Consider the following 14,351-nt stretch of genomic DNA (forward strand, 5'->3'; position numbering starts at 1 on the left):
ACATGCCCTCCGACACGCCCCCCTCGCCGCGCACCAACCGACACGACACACACCCGGATACCGAAGGCGACCACCCACGCAGCCTGCGGGCCAGAATCATCCCAGCGGTGACCGCCGGCATTGCTGGCGGCATCGCCCGAGCAGTCACCGCTTGGCTTCTCGACCGTCCGGATGGCCCGCCGTGACACGGAGCAGGGTTTGGGCTGGCGTCGCGGGTAGATCCGGGCACCAGGCGATTCAGCCGCGTGGTGGCGCGCCCAGCGAGCTGACCGCGCCCTGCTCCGGTCCATACAGGAGTCGGGTGTGGCACGTGGCCGGTGTAGGGTCGCCTGCACGGATGGCGGCATCGTTGTACGGAGGCAGTGGTGGAACGTCGTGGCGAGGCTCGCGGTGTCGATCTGCGAACGGACCGGGCGCACGGCGCACGAATCTACGACTACATCCTGGGCGGCAAGGACAACTTCGCCGCCGACCGCGAGGCCGGCGAGAGCTCGTTGCGGATATGGCCCGCGTTGAGGGTTCACATGCAGGCGAACCGGTCCTTCATGCACCGGGTGGCGCGTTTCCTGGCCGCCGAGTGTGGGATTCGACAGTTCCTGGACATCGGCACCGGGCTGCCGACATCACCGAATCTCCACGAGATCGTGCAGTCGGTTGACCCGACCGCACGTGTGGTCTACACCGACAACGATCCGCTCGTGCTCGCGCACGCGCGTGCGCTGATGGTCGGGACAGCGCAGGGACGCACGGCCTACGTGGCGGCGGACATGCGCGATCCCCAGGCGATCATCTCCGCGCCGGAGTTCCTGCGGGCCCTCGACCTGAGCCAGCCGGTGGGGTTGCTGCTGATCGCGATCGTGCACTTCATCGAGGACGACGCGGAGGCACTCCGGGTCGTACGGCAGGTCGTGGATGTGCTGCCGGCGGGCAGCTACCTGGCGATGTCCATCGCGACCGACGAGTTCGACCCGATCCCGCTGGCCGAGGTCCAGCGGCAGTACAACAGGCTCGGTGAGACCCTCGTGTTCCGCGATCGCGCCACAGCGCTGGGGTTCTTCGACGGCTTGGAGTTGGTCGAGCCGGGGCTGGTCCAGGTCCATAAGTGGCGTCCGGACGGGTCCGGGGCTCCAGGTGTCGCAGACAAGGACATCGCGATGTACGGGGCGGTCGCGCGTAAGGCCTAGGGTCTGCCTCGGTTTTCCAGGAGCCCGGGCCGCGTTGGAGCACACCCGGCGGGCGCTGGAACTCTTCGAGCGTGCCGGTCACCGTCCCGGGCAGGCCCGCGCGTACAACGGCCTGGGCTGGCAGCATGCGTTGCTCGGCGACTACGAGGTCGCGCTCGCCTCCTGCGCCCGCGCCCTCGACCTGATGCGGGCGGTCGGGGACCGGCTCGGGCAGGCCCAGGCCTGGGACAGTATCGGCTTCGCCCACCACGGGCTCCGGCAGTACGGGGAAGCGGTCACCGCCTACCGGCGCGCGCTGGCCCTCATCCGCCGGATCGGTGAGCGGAACAACGAGGCGGAGATGTTGGTCCATCTGGGCGACACCCACCAGGCGGCCGGCTCACCGGAGGCGGCCGGCCGTGCGTGGCGGCAGGCGCTCACGATCCTCGACGAGCTCGGCGTCTCCGAATCGGCCGCCGTCCGGGCACGGCTCGACGGAACACCGCCCGCGCGGCCGGCAGCGCACCCCGGCTGACGCGGACGGCGCCGTCCCGCCACCGGCGGCTCCTGTTGCGTCGTCGTGCCGCAGGTTGTTCGGCAGCACGTCAGCGCTGGTGGCGGGACCGAACCGGCCCGGCGAGTCATCCGTTGACAGCATCACTCCCGCCTCCATACGCTTAACCTTCTGGTTAAGTGAAGGGAGCTTGCGATGGCTGGCGATCAGCTCAGCGCGGTGTTCTCGGCGCTCGCCGACCCGACTCGACGGGCGATCATCGCCGAGCTGGCCGAACGCGACGCCACGGTCACCGAGCTCACCGCCCCCCTGTCCATCTCGATGCCGGCGGTGTCGCGGCACCTCAAGGTGCTCGAGCGCGCCGCGCTCATCTCGCGGTCGCGGTCGGGCAAGTGGCGCGCGAGCCACCTCGAAGCTGCCCCTCTGCGCGAGGCAGCCGACTGGATCGCGCGCTACCGGCGGTTCTGGGACTCGTCCCTCACCCGCCTCGACGCCCACCTCGCCGCGGTACAGGCCGCCGGACCGGCAACGGACCGGATGGCCGACGACCCCAGGGAGCTCGGATGAACACCGGAACTCCGCAGCTCGTCATCTCCCGCGTGTTCGACGCGCCCCGGGAGCTCGTCTACCGAGCCTTCACCGATCCCGACCACCTGGCGGCGTGGTGGGGCCCGACCGGCAACTCACTACCGCGCGACAAGATCGAGTTCGACGTACGCCCCGGCGGCTATCAACGGTGGACGGAGGTCAACCCAGCCGAACCCGACCTTCGCGTGCACGTCCACGTCGACCTCACCGACGTCACCGACGGCGAACTGCTCGACGGCGTCATGCACGTCAGTGGCCGACTGCAGGAGGGCATCGAGCCGTTCGATACCAGAATCCGGATCGAGTTCCACGACGAGCCCGACGGACGGACGCGACTCGAGATCCGCCAGTGGCTCCCCGCACGCCTGGCGCACCCCAGCGGGGAGGGTTGGCGCCAGGCGTTCACCAAGCTGGACGCCACGCTGATGGGTGTCCAGGCTGTTGCAGCTCACCATCGGGAGGCGGAGGCATGGCCAAACTGATCTACCTGACGAACGTGTCGCTTGACGGCTACATCGAGGACGATAGCGGTACCTTCGCCTGGCTCCCACCCGACGACGAGGTGTTCGCGTTCACCACCGACCTCCTGCGGTCTGTGGGCACGTTCCTCTACGGTCGGCGACTGTACGAGGCGATGGCCGTCTGGGAGACCGACGCCGCCCTGGCCGCGCAGTCCGACCTCACGGCCGACTTCGCGCGCGCCTGGCAGGCGCCGAGCAAAGTCGTGTACTCCACGACCCTCGCTGCGGTGTCGACTGCCGACACCCGGCTCGAACGCCGTTTCGACCCCGCCGCCGTACAGGAGCTGAAGGCCACGGCCAGGGGCGATCTCACCGTCGGAGGTGCCGACCTCGCGACGCAGGCTTTCAGGGCCGGGCTGGTCGACGAGTGCCAGCTGTTCGTCCTGCCCCTTGTCGTCGGCGGGGGCAAGCCAGGGCTACCGACCGACATGCGCGTCGACCTTGAGCTCCTCGATGAGCGCCGGTTCCGCAACGGCGTCGTGCACCTCCGCTACCGCGTACTCGGACGGTGAACGACAGCCCTGTCCGATCGCCGGCGACTGGATTACCAGTGCTTCGTGTGGGCGGCATACTTGACCGGCGGCTTCTCGCTGCCCGTCGCACCGTGGCCGCGAAGTCTCCACCGACCCGGGCGGCAACTGGGTCCTGCGCTGACCTCACACTTGGGGAACGAAGTGCTGATTCTGGATACGGCTGACCTTCCGGTGTCCGAGCGGGCCGAGGCGTACCACGCTGCGGCGTCGGGCGAGACCGGTAGTTGCTCCATCGAGCAGGAACCGTCCGGCACCGGCGTGTGGAAGCGGCTCGAAGCCTGGAGGTTCGGCCCGCTGACCCTGTTCGCCACCCACGGCTCAGGGATGACCATCCGGCGGACCGCGCGTAACGCGCGCTTCGACTCGATGAACACCGTCTCGATCATCACCCAGAGCCAGGGCCGGGGCGCCTTCACCTGGAACGGTCATCAACAGCACGTCGGACCGGACACCCTGGCCCTGGCGCAGAAGAGCGCGGGCTACGCGTACGGGTGGTCCGGGACGGGGCTGTCGCTCGCCTTCATGGTCGATGCCGACCGGCTGGACCTGCCGGAACACCTGGTACGGGCGGCGATCCCCTTCCTGCGCCACAGCAGGATCAGCGCTCTGCTCCTCCAGCACATCCGCGCCCTGCACCGGGACGCGGACCAGCTCAGCACGGGCCCCGCAGGCGATCATCTCGCCGCAGCCACCATGGAGCTGACCCGCGCCCTGATCGCCTCGGTGTCCGCGCACGGGCCGGTACGCCGGGCGGTCGCCGAGGACACGCTGCTGGTCAGGATCCTGGCCTACGTCCGCGCGCACCTGACGGACCCCGGGCTCACCCCACACCGCATCGCGTCGGTCCACAACATCTCGCTCCGGACCCTCTACCGCCTCTGCGAGGAAGGCGAGGTCAGTCTGGAGCAGTGGATCATCCGGCAGCGGCTCGACGGGAGCCGCCGTGCTCTCACCTCCCCGGAACACGCCCACCGCACCATCGGCGCCATCGCCCGCTCGTGGGGCTTCAGCAGCCCGGTGTTCTTTTCCCGTCGGTTCCGGCAGGCATACGGGTTGTCCCCGGTGGAGTGGCGACGCCACCACCGATGAACTCCCGTACCGCGCCGAGCTGACAGCGGTCGGCAGGGAGAGTTCAGGTGACGGCACGGACGGTTGCGACATCCGTCCCCGGCCCTGCCAAGGTATCGACATCAACTAGTGGGCCGAGCCCGCGCCGACAAGCCTCGGCGCGGCCGATCGGCACCGTGACGGAAGGTGGTCCGATGAAAACGACGGGACGGCGGTGGCTGGGTTCGGTGGCCGTTGTCGCTGCCATGGTCAGCGCCATGACAGTCGGCACGGCTGCTCCGGCCTCGGCGGACGGATACGTCAACACCTTCATCCAGATCTTCAACTTGGACATCCGCTGTTTCCTGGCCAGGGACAGCCTGAACGCCAACCTTCCCGCGAACACTCCTCCGGACACCTACTACTACTGCGTCGAGAACAGCGTCCCGTACAGCCATTCCTACTACGCACTCTGGTACCGGCACTGGGTCGACTGAGGCCCGACAACGGCAGTCACTACTTCAGTCTGGCTTCGCGCACGGGCGGCGGCGTCTGTCCAAGGGCAGCCCCGACGGGGCGCCGCGCGCCATCCGCGTCCATCTGACGGCGGGGCAGGGCAGCGCCGCGCCGCTGTTGTTCGTGGCCTGTATGGCGATCATCGTCGCTTTGCTGGCCGTCACCGCCGCGAGCGTCATCGTCCGCTTCGCCGTCGTCATCGTGGTGACCGCCGCGGCTCCCCTCGCGTTGGCCTGCCGGCCGACGCCGGTTCGACTGTCACCCTGTTCGTGGTGATGGTCATGCTGTGGACCACGCTGCGGGTGCCGTCGCTGATCCACCGCCACCTCGCCGCCCCCGGCGGCGGCCGGCAAAGCACGGTTCTCGGCGGGGCGGCGCGGGTTTCGTGGTGCAGCAGCTCACCCGCGCGGTGCCCGGCCTCGGCGCCGGACTGCGGGCGGTGAGCCGATGACCACCGACGACCGGCCGCCGGGACGGACGCGGGTGCCGACGGGCGTTGCCTCCTGCCTGGTCTGTGGCTGACGGGTGGGTTGTCGCTATCCCTTGCGCCGGTACCGGCCGGGGGCTGTCCCGTACCGGCGTTTGAACGCGTGGGCGAAGGCGAACTCGGAGGTGTAGCCGACTCGTCCCGCGATGGCGCTCAGCGGCGTGTCGGACTGGTGGAGAAGCCGGGCGGCGGTGGTCATCCGCCACCACGTCAGGTACGTCAGGGGCGGCTGGCCGAGCAGCGCGGTGAACCGGCGGGCGAACGCTGCCCGGGACAGCCCCGCTTCGGCGGCGAGCGTCGCGACAGTCCACGGTCGCGCGGGGTCGTGGTGGATGGCCTGCAGCGCGGCCGCGGTGGCCGGATCCTTGAGCGCCGCCGCCCAGCCCGTGGTGGCGGCTCCGGGTGCCGGGTGCTGGTCGAGCCAGGCCCGCAGGATGTGCAGGAGCAGGGTGTCGAGCAGCGCCGGGATGATGGCGTCGGTACCGAGGCGGGGCCGTTCCAGTTCGGTGGCGAGCAGGTCCACGGTGGCGCGCAGGGCGGGGTGCCGCCCGAGGTGCGCGGGAAGATGGATGAGCTCGGGCAGGTCGTGCAGCAGCGGATGGGCGTGGGTCGGATCCAGCTGGTACGCGCCGCACAGGGTGACCGTGGCGGGGGCGCCGATGTCGGCGGCAGCGCCGGCGACACCGGTGGCGAAGCGCGGGACCGGCGGGTCGTTCGGGTCGCAGGCGGGCGCGGCGGATGAGGTCGATGGGCTGTCAGCCAGCGTGTGGCCCCGACCGTGCGGCCGGAACACGATGTCCCCGGCCGCGAGCGGCACCGGGCCGCTGTCCGGGGCGATGAGCCAGCACGGTCCCTGCAGGACGACCTGGAAGCCGGCGGAGCCGGGCACGGAGGCGAACTGCTGCGCCCACGGGGCATGCCACGCGAGCCGCGCGGAGCGCGGTTCGCCGGCCCGCATGACCGTGATCACATCGCTGAGTACGTCCACCCGGCGAGCGTATTACCGGGGAGACGAACACGCATGAACCGAGGACTGTGGAGCATGGATCGTCTCCGACCGCCGCCATAGGTTCGAGCGATGAGAGCCATCCGAATCCACCAGTACGGTGATGCCTCGGTCATCGCCGAGGACGACGTACCGCGCCCCGTGCCGGGCCGCGGTGACGTCCTGATCCAGGTCGCCGCGACCTCGTTCAACCCGTCCGACATCGGGCTGCGCCGCGGGCTGCTGCGCTCCGTCCTCCCGCTGAATCTGCCGTACACCCTCGGCGGGGACGTCGCCGGCACGGTCGTCGCGCTCGGCGACGGCGTGGACACCCTCGCTGTGGGCGACCGGGTCATCGGGCGGCTCGACACGGGCGGTGCCGCCGCCGAGTACGTCACCGCCGCGGCTGACACCGTTGTCGCGGCGCCCACCACCGTTCCCCTCCCCCACGCCGCCGCCATCCCCATCGCCGGTGTCACCGCCTGGCAGGCGGTGTTCGAGCACGCGGGCATCACGCCTGGGCAGCGGGTGCTGGTCAACGGGGCGGGCGGTGGCGTCGGCGGGTTCGCGGTCCAGCTCGCCAAGCACGCCGGGGCGCACGTCATCGCCACCGCCAGCCCGCGCAGCACAGACGTGGTCCGTCAGCTCGGAGCCGACGAGGTCGTCGACTACACGGCCACGCCCCTCGGTGCCGCGCTCGACGACCCGGTCGATGTGATCCTCAATCTGGTGGTGGTCAGCGCGCGGCACGCCGCGACGCTGATGTCGCTGGTACGGCCGGGTGGCGTTGTCGTGTCCGCCACCGTTGCGCTGGACGCACCCGCCGGGTCTCCGGTGACGGCAGTGCGCTTTGTGGCCCGCAACGACACCGGCCACCTCGCCGCCCTCGTCGAGCTCGTCGACGCCGGGGCCGTTCGTGTCGACATCGCCGCGTCGCGTCCTCTCACCGACCTGGCCTCGGTGCACCGCGACGCCGAGTCCGGCCACGTCCGGGGCAAGACGATCCTTGTTCCGTCAGGGAGCCTCGGATGACCGCCACGGCGGCCTCGTCGCGCACTGTGCCGCTGCGCGTCGGCGTTCTCGCGGTCGGCGGTGCCGCCCTCATGGTGGCGGCGCTGTGGGCAGCCGCCCAGATCCTGGGTATCGAGCTGCGTGTCGATCCCGGGGACGGCAGGGCACCCGGAGTTGTCAGCCTGCCGTTCGCTGTCACTGTCAGCCTCGCCGTCTCCCTCGTCGGCTGGGGTGCTCGTGTGCTGCTGGATCGGCTGATCCGCCGGTCATCCGTCGTCTGGACCGTGCTCGCCATCCTGGTGTTGCTCGCGTCCTTCCCGCCCCTGGTCACCGTCGAGGCGACCGCCGCCGCCACGGCGGTCCTGGCGTTGATGCACGTCGCAGTAGCGGCCGTGCTGATCCCGGTCTTCGGCCGCCGGGCTCCTTGATCACCGCTGCGCGGCCGGGCCACGCAGATCAGCTGCTACGGCGACGTGGCGGCCCCCCACACGTATCGACAGGGGCGGTGTCGCCTTCGACCGGCGGCACCTCGATGCCTCGGGTCGGCTCACCGGCACCACATCCCGGACCGGGAAGCTGATACCGGATGTGGTGCCGGGGCGGCCGGCACGTGCGGCCTGGGCTCTGGCGACGGCGCCTCTACGCGGCGACAAGGTCAGCGACGGTGCAGGCGATGTTGTCCGGCGCGCCCGCGGGCCTCGGCGGGCCACTGGCTCCCCGCGCCGATTCGACGAGGTGGAGCGCTCCGGCTCGGCGTCGTCGGTTCAGTAGCCTTCGACTTCGCGCACGGCGTCGGGGTGGGGGAAGAAGGCACCGGGATAGCGCGGCGGGTATCGCAGGGCGACGTCGCGGTCATCGGGCGGAAAGGCCCGATTGATGCCGAGTGCCACCTCGTAGCCGCCGTGCAGGAGTAACGGTTTCGCTCCCGGAATGTACTCGTTCTCGACGTGGTACCGCAGCTCGGTGAACTTGGCCTGCACCGCGTTGCCGAGTGCCGCCAGATTCAGGGCCTCGGGACCGCCGTCGACCCCCGCCTGCAGCGCGCCGGTGAGGGTGCTTGTGAATGGGTCGATCTCGCTCCCGAACAGCATCACCCGGCCAGCGCCCAGCAGCGACAACTGTGCACCGTGCCGGTGACCGGCCGGCGTGTCCGGCCGGGTGAAGTGCCGCGCGGCGACCTGCGCGGAACCGCAGTCCAGCAGGACGACGAGTCGGGTGGCCGCACTGTCCCGCATCAGGTCGGCGACCCTGCTGAGCACGGACCGCCGGCTGCCCGGATCCTCGGTCCACTGCTCCGCGCCCTCGGGGGTCTCCCCGTGTTCCGGGCCAGTCGCGGCGTAGGAGAACAGCAACGTGTCCGTTGCCGTCGCGGCGGCCCGGCACACGGCGTCGATCACCGCGTCAGGAGACTCCCCATGCACGAGTTGTTCGGTGTGCGGGCAGGAGCGGATGTCGCCGTGGGGCCACGTCGGCTGGCATCACTCCATCATCGAGCCTGAGAGCCAGCCAGTCGATGTCCCCGGCCGTGTCGGTGTCCGGGGAGAGCACGGGCCGGCCGGCACCGCCCGCATGCTGTCAGCTGATTCTGGCGAGCAGGTCCCGGCAGGCCTGCTCGCAGGCGCGGCACGCCTCGGCGCAGATCCGGCAGTGCTCGTGCGTGTCGGCGTGACCGGCGCACTCGTCCCCACACGACCGGCACGCCGTGGCGCACGCCTCCAGCAGCGTACGGCTGATGTTCGCGTCGTAGCCGGTGTGCCGGGACAGCACCCGGGCCGTGGTCGCGCAGATGTCGGCGCAGTCCAGGTTCGTCCGGACACACGTCGTCAGGTCGGCGACCATGTCCTCGCTCAGGCAGGCGTCCGCGCACGCGGTGCAGGCCTGGGCGCAGTCGTTGAGGGCGTCGATCGCCGCCGCCAGCTCCGCGCGGTCCAGGTTGATCGCCTTCGGGTACGTCTCCAGCATCGCCATCGTGCGGCTCGGCATCAGCAGGTCCCCTCTCCCGGTTGCCCGTGCTCTACCCGAAGACGCCCGACGCACACTGCCGGAGCCGAAGCCGGAGCGGGTGCAGGACCGAGGCCCGTTCCGTCGGTGTCATCGGCGGGCAAGCGGGTAACAGACGACGATGACGCCCACCAGCAGAGCGTTGATCGCCGGTGCGGTCAGCGCGTCCGCGATGAACACCGTCACCTACCTGGACATGGCGGTGCGGGCCCGGCCGGCCAGCAGCGCGGGAGAGGGCAGCGCCGGCCGCCTGGCCGACCTGGCCCACGTCGGCCTCAAGGCGCTGCGATGACGGCCCCGGTGGGCGACCAGCCGGCCGGCGAGCTGGAGGTCGTGCATACCTTCACCGGGCCGATGCCCACGGGCGTCAGCGTCTCGCACACCGGTCGGATCTTCGTCAACTTCCCCCAGTGGGGGGACGAGGTGCCCGCCACGGTGGTCGAGCTACGCGACGGTGTGGAAGTGCCCTTTCCCGACCAGACGTGGAACAGCCCCTCGGCCGACGACGACGCGGAAGCCTTCGTGTCGGTGCAGAGCATCGTCGTCGACCCCGCCGACCGGCTCTGGGTCCTCGACACCGGCAGCCCGATGTTCCAACCCACCCGACCCGGCGGACCGAAACTCGTCCGGGTCGACCTGGACACCGACACCGTCGCCCAGGTGATCACCTTCCCCACCGACGTCGCGCTGCCCAGCACCTACCTCAACGACGTCCGGTTCGACCTGCGCCGCGCCGACGCCGGGGTCGCCTACATCACCGACTCCTCCGACTCCGGCCCCAACGGGATCATCGTGGTCGACCTGGCCAGCGGCGCCTCGTGGCGCCGCCTCCACGAGCACCCGTCCACCAAGGCGGAAACGTTGGCCACGTTCCGGCCGGTGGTCGAGGGCCGACCGTTCCTCGAACGCCCCCCGCACGGGGATCCGAAACCGGTGAGCATGGGCGCCGACGGCATCGCCATCTCCGCCGACGGCTCCCGCCTGTACTACTGCCCACTGGCGTCCCGCCGCTGGTACAGCGTCGCCACCGACGCCCTCGCCGACCCCACGGTCAGCGCGGACGAGGTGGCCGCCACCGTGGTCGACGAGGGCGACAAGGGCGGCGGCTCCGACGGGCTGGAGACCGACGACGCCGGCCGGCTCTACCTCACCTCCTACGAGCACAACGCGGTGCTGCGCCGCCGCACCGACAACGAATACGAGACGCTCGTGCACGACCCGCGACTGCTGTGGCCCGACACCATGTCCGTGGCCGCCGACGGGCACCTGTACGTGACCGCCAACCAGCTGCACCGCCAGGCGAAGTACCAGCGCGGCGAGGACCTGCGCCGCAAGCCGTACGTCCTGTTCCGCACCCGTATCGATGCGGGCCCGGTCCTGTTGCGCTGAGCGTCGACCGGGTCATGATGCGGCCACCGCGGTGTTCCAGTCCGACGCGACGAGAGCTGTGTCGAAGTCGGTCGCAGCCACTCGGCCCGGTTGCGTTCGAGCGCGGGCGGTGACCGAGACCAGCGGCATGCCGGTGACCCAGGTGGTGATGTCCAGGTCGGGGGTGGCGAGGTCGAGCACCACGCCGAGATCGCGAATCCTCGGCGGGTAGGGCCCTTGACGCCGGGTGGTGATCTGGGATCGCGATGGAACCCATCGGCGCGTCGGACCCGGATGGCTTCCAGCGCGGGGTTGCCTCGTTCGAGGACCCATTGAGCACCGGGCCGTACCCTCACGACGCCCGGAGGCCACCCCCCATGCTGGGAGGTGACCTCCGGGTGTGATCACCCGGTGCGGCTGGCTGCCGTACCGGCTCTATGGCTTGATCACCAGTACTTGGGCAGCTGGTAGAAGTCGGCGTGGTTCAGGGTGTCGACAGACCCGTCCGCCATCCGCTCGGCGATCCCGACGATGCCGGCCTCGACGGCCTTGGTCAGCTGACCCTTCTGCTTCTGGCCCCAGGCGTGGGACTGGCCCCGTACCTCGAACAGGACGGTCGCGCTGCCGTTGAGGGCGAACGCCGACCGGGCCTGCCCGGCGTAGTCGCGGTCGAAGCTGTACCCGTCGGAGACCTGGTAGTGCACGTACTGGCTGACCCCGCCGACGAACGGCGAGTTCTGGGCGTTGCCGTTACCGCCGTGCTGGATCATGCCCTGGGCGGCGGCAAGCGCGTGCCGACGGGAGCTGTCCTGGTCGAGCAGCGGCCAGTCGGCGTACCGCGGGTTGCCGTCGACCTCGGAGCCGAGCGGCGGGAAGTCCAGGGCCACCGTCACGTACTGGTCGCTGTCGTTGTTCTGGTTGCACGGGCCCATGTGGTGCAGGTCGACGTAGGCGTGGACCTTGCCGAACTCGCTGCGCAGGCTCACGTACAGGTCACGCAGCGCCCGGGACTCGTTGGTCACATACATGCCGGGAAGGGTCTCGTTCGCCGGCCGGGTCGCCGGCGACGGCTCGGCGGTGAGGTCCGCGCTGAAGTCCCGGTTGACGTCGAAGCCCTGTGCGCCGTTGCTGTAGTAGTACGGCGGGTTTGTCCCGGCCAGCTGCGGGAACTTCTCGACCGCCTCGCTCCACGGGAAGTCGTTCTGCCGGCGGTTCAGCTCAGCGGCGTCGGGGTTGAACTTCGGGACGGCGACGATGGTCAGGTTGTCGCGGATCAACTTGGCCTGCGGACTGCCGCTGGACCCGAGGGTCTTGAGCATCTGCAGCAGCGCCTCGGTGCCGGTCTTCTCGTTGCCGTGGATCTCGCTCGTGATCAGCAGCACGCGGTCACCGGTGCCGACCCGCGCCGCGTAGATGTCCCGGCCCCGCTGGGACTGTCCGATGACGTCCACGTCGACGCGGCCGTGGCTGGTCGCCTCGATCTGGGCGAGTTGCTTGCCGAGCTCCTCGTAGTTCGTCCAGCCGGAGGCGGACGGGGTACCGGGCAGGTTCTCGCAGTTGGCGTTTCCGTTCTCCGCTGCCGACGACGGTGCGAACAACGTTACGGCACACATTGTTGCGACAGTTGTCGACAGCAAAAGACGTCGGTTCATCAGATCTCCTCTACGTGCAGAAGGTCAGCGCCCGGTGCATCATTCGAGTGTCGGCCGGCTGCCCGGATCCCTCGGTCAACCTGCCTCCTTCCGAGTGACGTATCGCCTGCGTACGGTGGGTGGCCACCACCAATTGGATACGGCAAAACTAAAGTGGACGGCGAATTGGATCGGTCCCAGTCGGAGCATTTGAGGCAATCTTGAGGTTCATGGCGGTCGACGTGGTACCGCGTCGGCTGATCCCGGCTGACCCCACGGCGGTAGACGACGCCGGCAGTTGCCGAACGGATCCGCGACGTCCTGGCGCTCGTTGACGTCGCGCCCCCGCCCCGGCCGGGAGAGAGTCCCCGTAGGGGAGTCGGGTTTGTCAGCGGCGCGTACCGGCACCCGTCGTGGTCGATGCCGGGCAGGCTGGGCACCTGACCGGTCCGGTACGCCGACCGCGTTCGGGGCCTCGTCTCGCGGACGCCCCCAACCGAGCCCTCGGTGCCGCACCCAACCGGGCCCCCACCCGCGCCGCCTGGTCGTGCCGGTCGACGGGGCACCCGGTCGCGGCCGGTGTGCGGCGGCCACGGAGCAACCGGACGCGTGCCCCTGTCAACCGGCACGAGCGGACCGGCCGGGCCGCCTTGAACACGTAGAGCAACTGCGAAGACACCGGGGCGGTCCCGCAGGGCCGTCTGGTGGGCCGCTACCCGGCTCGTGGCTTGTCTCCGCACGCATCGCCGGTGCCGGCGCTCTCACACGGTCTGTCAGGGCCGCTCAGAGCCGCTGTGACAGTCGAGTGTCCCGGCCGCGCTACCGGCCGGCGCGGTGATCGCCCGGGCCCGAAAGCCCTGCCCCACGCGCGGAGGTGACAGAGCCTGAAGGCTCCCGGGCTGCTCGGACATGCGAACCGGGCCCCGTGGGTCAGGTCATGGCTGCGCAGGTGCGCGTGCTGCCGCGACCAGGGCGACCGTCTCCATGGGCAGGTCAGCTTTCCGTTCGACGTCCAGGCCGGCCCGGTCCAGCAGCGCGGTGATCCGTTCCCGGCTGCGGTGCCCGCCGCCGGTGGTCATCAGCAGGTGCAGGTCCCACAGGGAGGGCAGCACGGTGGGGTTCTGGTCCTCGACGAAGCGGTCGAGGAGCAGCAGCCGGGCGGAGGAATCGGCCATGGCACGGCGGCAGTTCTCGAAGACCGTGACGACCGCCTCGTCGTCCCAGGCGGCCAGCACCCGGCAGAGGATGTAGACGTCCCCGCCCTTCGGGACGTCGGTGAACATGTCACCCCCGACCAGCTCGACACGGTCGAGGCCGACCGTGGCGGCCAGGTGCTCACCGGCCTTGGGCATCATGTGCTCGCGGTCGAGGAGCGTGCCCCGGGCGTCCGGGGTGGCGCCGAGGATCGAGGCGAGCAGCTCACCACCACCTCCGCCCACGTCCACGACCATCTTCCCGGAGAAGTCGAAGACCTCGGGTACCTGGTGGAAGAACATGCTCGCGGCGTTCAGCGTGTGGTGGAATCGTCGGGCGGTGTCCGCGTGGTGACCGAGGTAGTCGTAGAACGGCTGGCCGTAGGCGACCTCGAAGCCCGAGCTGACCGTGCTGATGGCGTGGTGGGCGTGCTGCCAGGCGACGTAGAACTCCTCGCCGTAGAGCAGGCACATGTCGCGCAGCGAGCCGGGGCCGTCGAGCAGCGCCGCGCTCACGTCGGTGTTCCGGTAGCCGGTCGACCCGTTGCCCGCGAAGACGCCCGTGGCCACCAGCAGGCGCATGAGGCGGTGGATGCCCTCCTCGCTCGCCCCGGTGGACTCGGCCAGTTCGGCGCCAGTGGTGCGGCCGGCCTCGATATGGTCCGCCAGCCCGAGTTTGACCGCCGTGTAGAGGGCCTGGGCCCTCCATCCACCGGTGATCATTTCGATCACCTCTCGGGTGGCCTGCACGTTGACTGTCATATCACCCTCACTGCATCAACATGGTCTTCGC

General features: G+C 70.2%; 19 protein-coding genes. 13 read left to right on the forward strand and 6 right to left on the reverse strand.

Annotated elements, in window-relative coordinates; genetic code table 11:
* The 9 genes from AWW66_RS34890 to AWW66_RS33795 all read left to right on the forward strand — a co-directional run.
* On the forward strand, positions 1–185 hold a 185-nt coding region (locus AWW66_RS34890; RefSeq protein WP_211272002.1), incomplete at its 5' end, for a hypothetical protein.
* 180 nt (positions 186–365) lie between these two features.
* Positions 366–1,184 carry an SAM-dependent methyltransferase gene (locus tag AWW66_RS19030; protein ID WP_083978627.1) on the forward strand — a complete coding sequence of 273 codons (819 nt, stop codon included), beginning with the start codon at positions 366–368 and terminating at the stop codon, positions 1,182–1,184.
* A 34-nt stretch (positions 1,185–1,218) separates the two neighbouring features.
* Entirely contained in the window at positions 1,219–1,698 is a 480-nt protein-coding gene (locus AWW66_RS19035; protein WP_067368128.1) for a tetratricopeptide repeat protein, read from the forward strand.
* A gap of 174 nt (positions 1,699–1,872) precedes the next feature.
* Positions 1,873–2,244 carry an ArsR/SmtB family transcription factor gene (locus AWW66_RS19040; RefSeq protein WP_067368131.1) on the forward strand — a complete coding sequence of 124 codons (372 nt, stop codon included), beginning with the start codon at positions 1,873–1,875 and terminating at the stop codon, positions 2,242–2,244.
* The gene (locus AWW66_RS19045; protein WP_067368133.1) at positions 2,241–2,747 is read left to right on the forward strand and encodes an SRPBCC family protein; all 507 of its coding nucleotides are present in this window, start codon (positions 2,241–2,243) and stop codon (positions 2,745–2,747) included. Before AWW66_RS19040 ends, AWW66_RS19045 begins: the two co-directional genes overlap by 4 nt.
* On the forward strand, positions 2,735–3,298 hold the full coding sequence (locus tag AWW66_RS19050) for a dihydrofolate reductase family protein (RefSeq protein WP_067368136.1): 564 nt from the start codon (positions 2,735–2,737) through the stop codon (positions 3,296–3,298). Before AWW66_RS19045 ends, AWW66_RS19050 begins: the two co-directional genes overlap by 13 nt.
* A gap of 192 nt (positions 3,299–3,490) precedes the next feature.
* A complete protein-coding gene (locus tag AWW66_RS19055) occupies positions 3,491–4,408 on the forward strand; it encodes a helix-turn-helix domain-containing protein (protein WP_211272004.1) in 918 nt (305 codons plus the stop codon).
* Positions 4,409–4,644: 236 nt separating this feature from the next.
* Positions 4,645–4,863 carry a hypothetical protein gene (locus AWW66_RS19060; protein WP_157527585.1) on the forward strand — a complete coding sequence of 73 codons (219 nt, stop codon included), beginning with the start codon at positions 4,645–4,647 and terminating at the stop codon, positions 4,861–4,863.
* Positions 4,864–5,014: 151 nt separating this feature from the next.
* A complete protein-coding gene (locus AWW66_RS33795) occupies positions 5,015–5,158 on the forward strand; it encodes a hypothetical protein (RefSeq protein ID WP_157527587.1) in 144 nt (47 codons plus the stop codon).
* Positions 5,159–5,418: 260 nt separating this feature from the next.
* On the opposite strand, the gene AWW66_RS19065 is transcribed toward AWW66_RS33795, so the two are convergent.
* Positions 5,419–6,357, reverse strand: a complete 939-nt coding sequence (locus AWW66_RS19065) for an AraC family transcriptional regulator (RefSeq protein WP_067368145.1) — start codon at positions 6,355–6,357, stop codon at positions 5,419–5,421.
* A 90-nt stretch (positions 6,358–6,447) separates the two neighbouring features.
* On the opposite strand from AWW66_RS19065, the gene AWW66_RS19070 reads away from it, so the two are divergent.
* On the forward strand, positions 6,448–7,386 hold the full coding sequence (locus AWW66_RS19070) for an NADP-dependent oxidoreductase (protein ID WP_067368148.1): 939 nt from the start codon (positions 6,448–6,450) through the stop codon (positions 7,384–7,386).
* Positions 7,383–7,793: a DUF6069 family protein gene (locus AWW66_RS19075; protein ID WP_067368151.1), complete on the forward strand. Its 411-nt coding sequence runs from the start codon at positions 7,383–7,385 to the stop codon at positions 7,791–7,793. The genes AWW66_RS19070 and AWW66_RS19075 overlap by 4 nt, the downstream gene beginning before the upstream one ends.
* Before the next feature lie 336 nt (positions 7,794–8,129).
* Here the strand turns inward: AWW66_RS19075 and AWW66_RS19080 are convergent, their stop codons facing one another.
* Both AWW66_RS19080 and AWW66_RS19085 read right to left on the reverse strand, forming a co-directional pair.
* Positions 8,130–8,762, reverse strand: a complete 633-nt coding sequence (locus AWW66_RS19080; protein WP_067368154.1) for a hypothetical protein — start codon at positions 8,760–8,762, stop codon at positions 8,130–8,132.
* A 178-nt stretch (positions 8,763–8,940) separates the two neighbouring features.
* Positions 8,941–9,348 carry a four-helix bundle copper-binding protein gene (locus tag AWW66_RS19085; protein WP_067368156.1) on the reverse strand — a complete coding sequence of 136 codons (408 nt, stop codon included), beginning with the start codon at positions 9,346–9,348 and terminating at the stop codon, positions 8,941–8,943.
* Between the two features lie 139 nt (positions 9,349–9,487).
* Between AWW66_RS19085 and AWW66_RS33800 the strand changes: the two genes are divergently transcribed.
* Both AWW66_RS33800 and AWW66_RS19090 read left to right on the forward strand, forming a co-directional pair.
* Positions 9,488–9,658 (forward strand): hypothetical protein, encoded by a 171-nt coding sequence (locus tag AWW66_RS33800; protein ID WP_157527589.1) that lies wholly within the window; start codon positions 9,488–9,490, stop codon positions 9,656–9,658.
* A complete protein-coding gene (locus AWW66_RS19090; protein WP_067368159.1) occupies positions 9,655–10,755 on the forward strand; it encodes an L-dopachrome tautomerase-related protein in 1,101 nt (366 codons plus the stop codon). Before AWW66_RS33800 ends, AWW66_RS19090 begins: the two co-directional genes overlap by 4 nt.
* Before the next feature lie 12 nt (positions 10,756–10,767).
* Here the strand turns inward: AWW66_RS19090 and AWW66_RS33805 are convergent, their stop codons facing one another.
* The 3 genes from AWW66_RS33805 to AWW66_RS19100 form a co-directional block, all read right to left on the reverse strand.
* On the reverse strand, positions 10,768–10,938 hold the full coding sequence (locus AWW66_RS33805; protein ID WP_157527591.1) for a hypothetical protein: 171 nt from the start codon (positions 10,936–10,938) through the stop codon (positions 10,768–10,770).
* A 242-nt stretch (positions 10,939–11,180) separates the two neighbouring features.
* Positions 11,181–12,332 (reverse strand): M14 family zinc carboxypeptidase, encoded by a 1,152-nt coding sequence (locus AWW66_RS19095; RefSeq protein ID WP_245648376.1) that lies wholly within the window; start codon positions 12,330–12,332, stop codon positions 11,181–11,183.
* Positions 12,333–13,300: 968 nt separating this feature from the next.
* The gene (locus AWW66_RS19100; protein WP_067368165.1) at positions 13,301–14,320 is read right to left on the reverse strand and encodes a methyltransferase; all 1,020 of its coding nucleotides are present in this window, start codon (positions 14,318–14,320) and stop codon (positions 13,301–13,303) included.
* Positions 14,321–14,351: the final 31 nt, after the last annotated feature.

Origin of the sequence: Micromonospora rosaria, assembly GCF_001567585.1 — a bacterium.
Taxonomy (GTDB): domain Bacteria; phylum Actinomycetota; class Actinomycetes; order Mycobacteriales; family Micromonosporaceae; genus Micromonospora; species Micromonospora rosaria.

Excerpts from the sequence above, each read along its gene's own strand:
- AWW66_RS19040 (WP_067368131.1), top strand. The coding sequence starts at position 1,873 with ATGGCTGGCGATCAGCTCAGCGCGGTGTTCTCGGCGCTCGCCGACCCG.
- AWW66_RS19070 (WP_067368148.1), top strand. The coding sequence starts at position 6,448 with ATGAGAGCCATCCGAATCCACCAGTACGGTGATGCCTCGGTCATCGCC.
- AWW66_RS33800 (WP_157527589.1), top strand. The coding sequence starts at position 9,488 with ATGACGCCCACCAGCAGAGCGTTGATCGCCGGTGCGGTCAGCGCGTCC.
- AWW66_RS19060 (WP_157527585.1), top strand. The coding sequence starts at position 4,645 with ATGACAGTCGGCACGGCTGCTCCGGCCTCGGCGGACGGATACGTCAAC.
- AWW66_RS19090 (WP_067368159.1), top strand. The coding sequence starts at position 9,655 with ATGACGGCCCCGGTGGGCGACCAGCCGGCCGGCGAGCTGGAGGTCGTG.
- AWW66_RS19050 (WP_067368136.1), top strand. The coding sequence starts at position 2,735 with ATGGCCAAACTGATCTACCTGACGAACGTGTCGCTTGACGGCTACATC.
- AWW66_RS33795 (WP_157527587.1), top strand. The coding sequence starts at position 5,015 with ATGGCGATCATCGTCGCTTTGCTGGCCGTCACCGCCGCGAGCGTCATC.
- AWW66_RS19085 (WP_067368156.1), bottom strand. The coding sequence starts at position 9,348 with ATGCCGAGCCGCACGATGGCGATGCTGGAGACGTACCCGAAGGCGATC.
- AWW66_RS19045 (WP_067368133.1), top strand. The coding sequence starts at position 2,241 with ATGAACACCGGAACTCCGCAGCTCGTCATCTCCCGCGTGTTCGACGCG.
- AWW66_RS19100 (WP_067368165.1), bottom strand. The coding sequence starts at position 14,320 with ATGACAGTCAACGTGCAGGCCACCCGAGAGGTGATCGAAATGATCACC.
- AWW66_RS19075 (WP_067368151.1), top strand. The coding sequence starts at position 7,383 with ATGACCGCCACGGCGGCCTCGTCGCGCACTGTGCCGCTGCGCGTCGGC.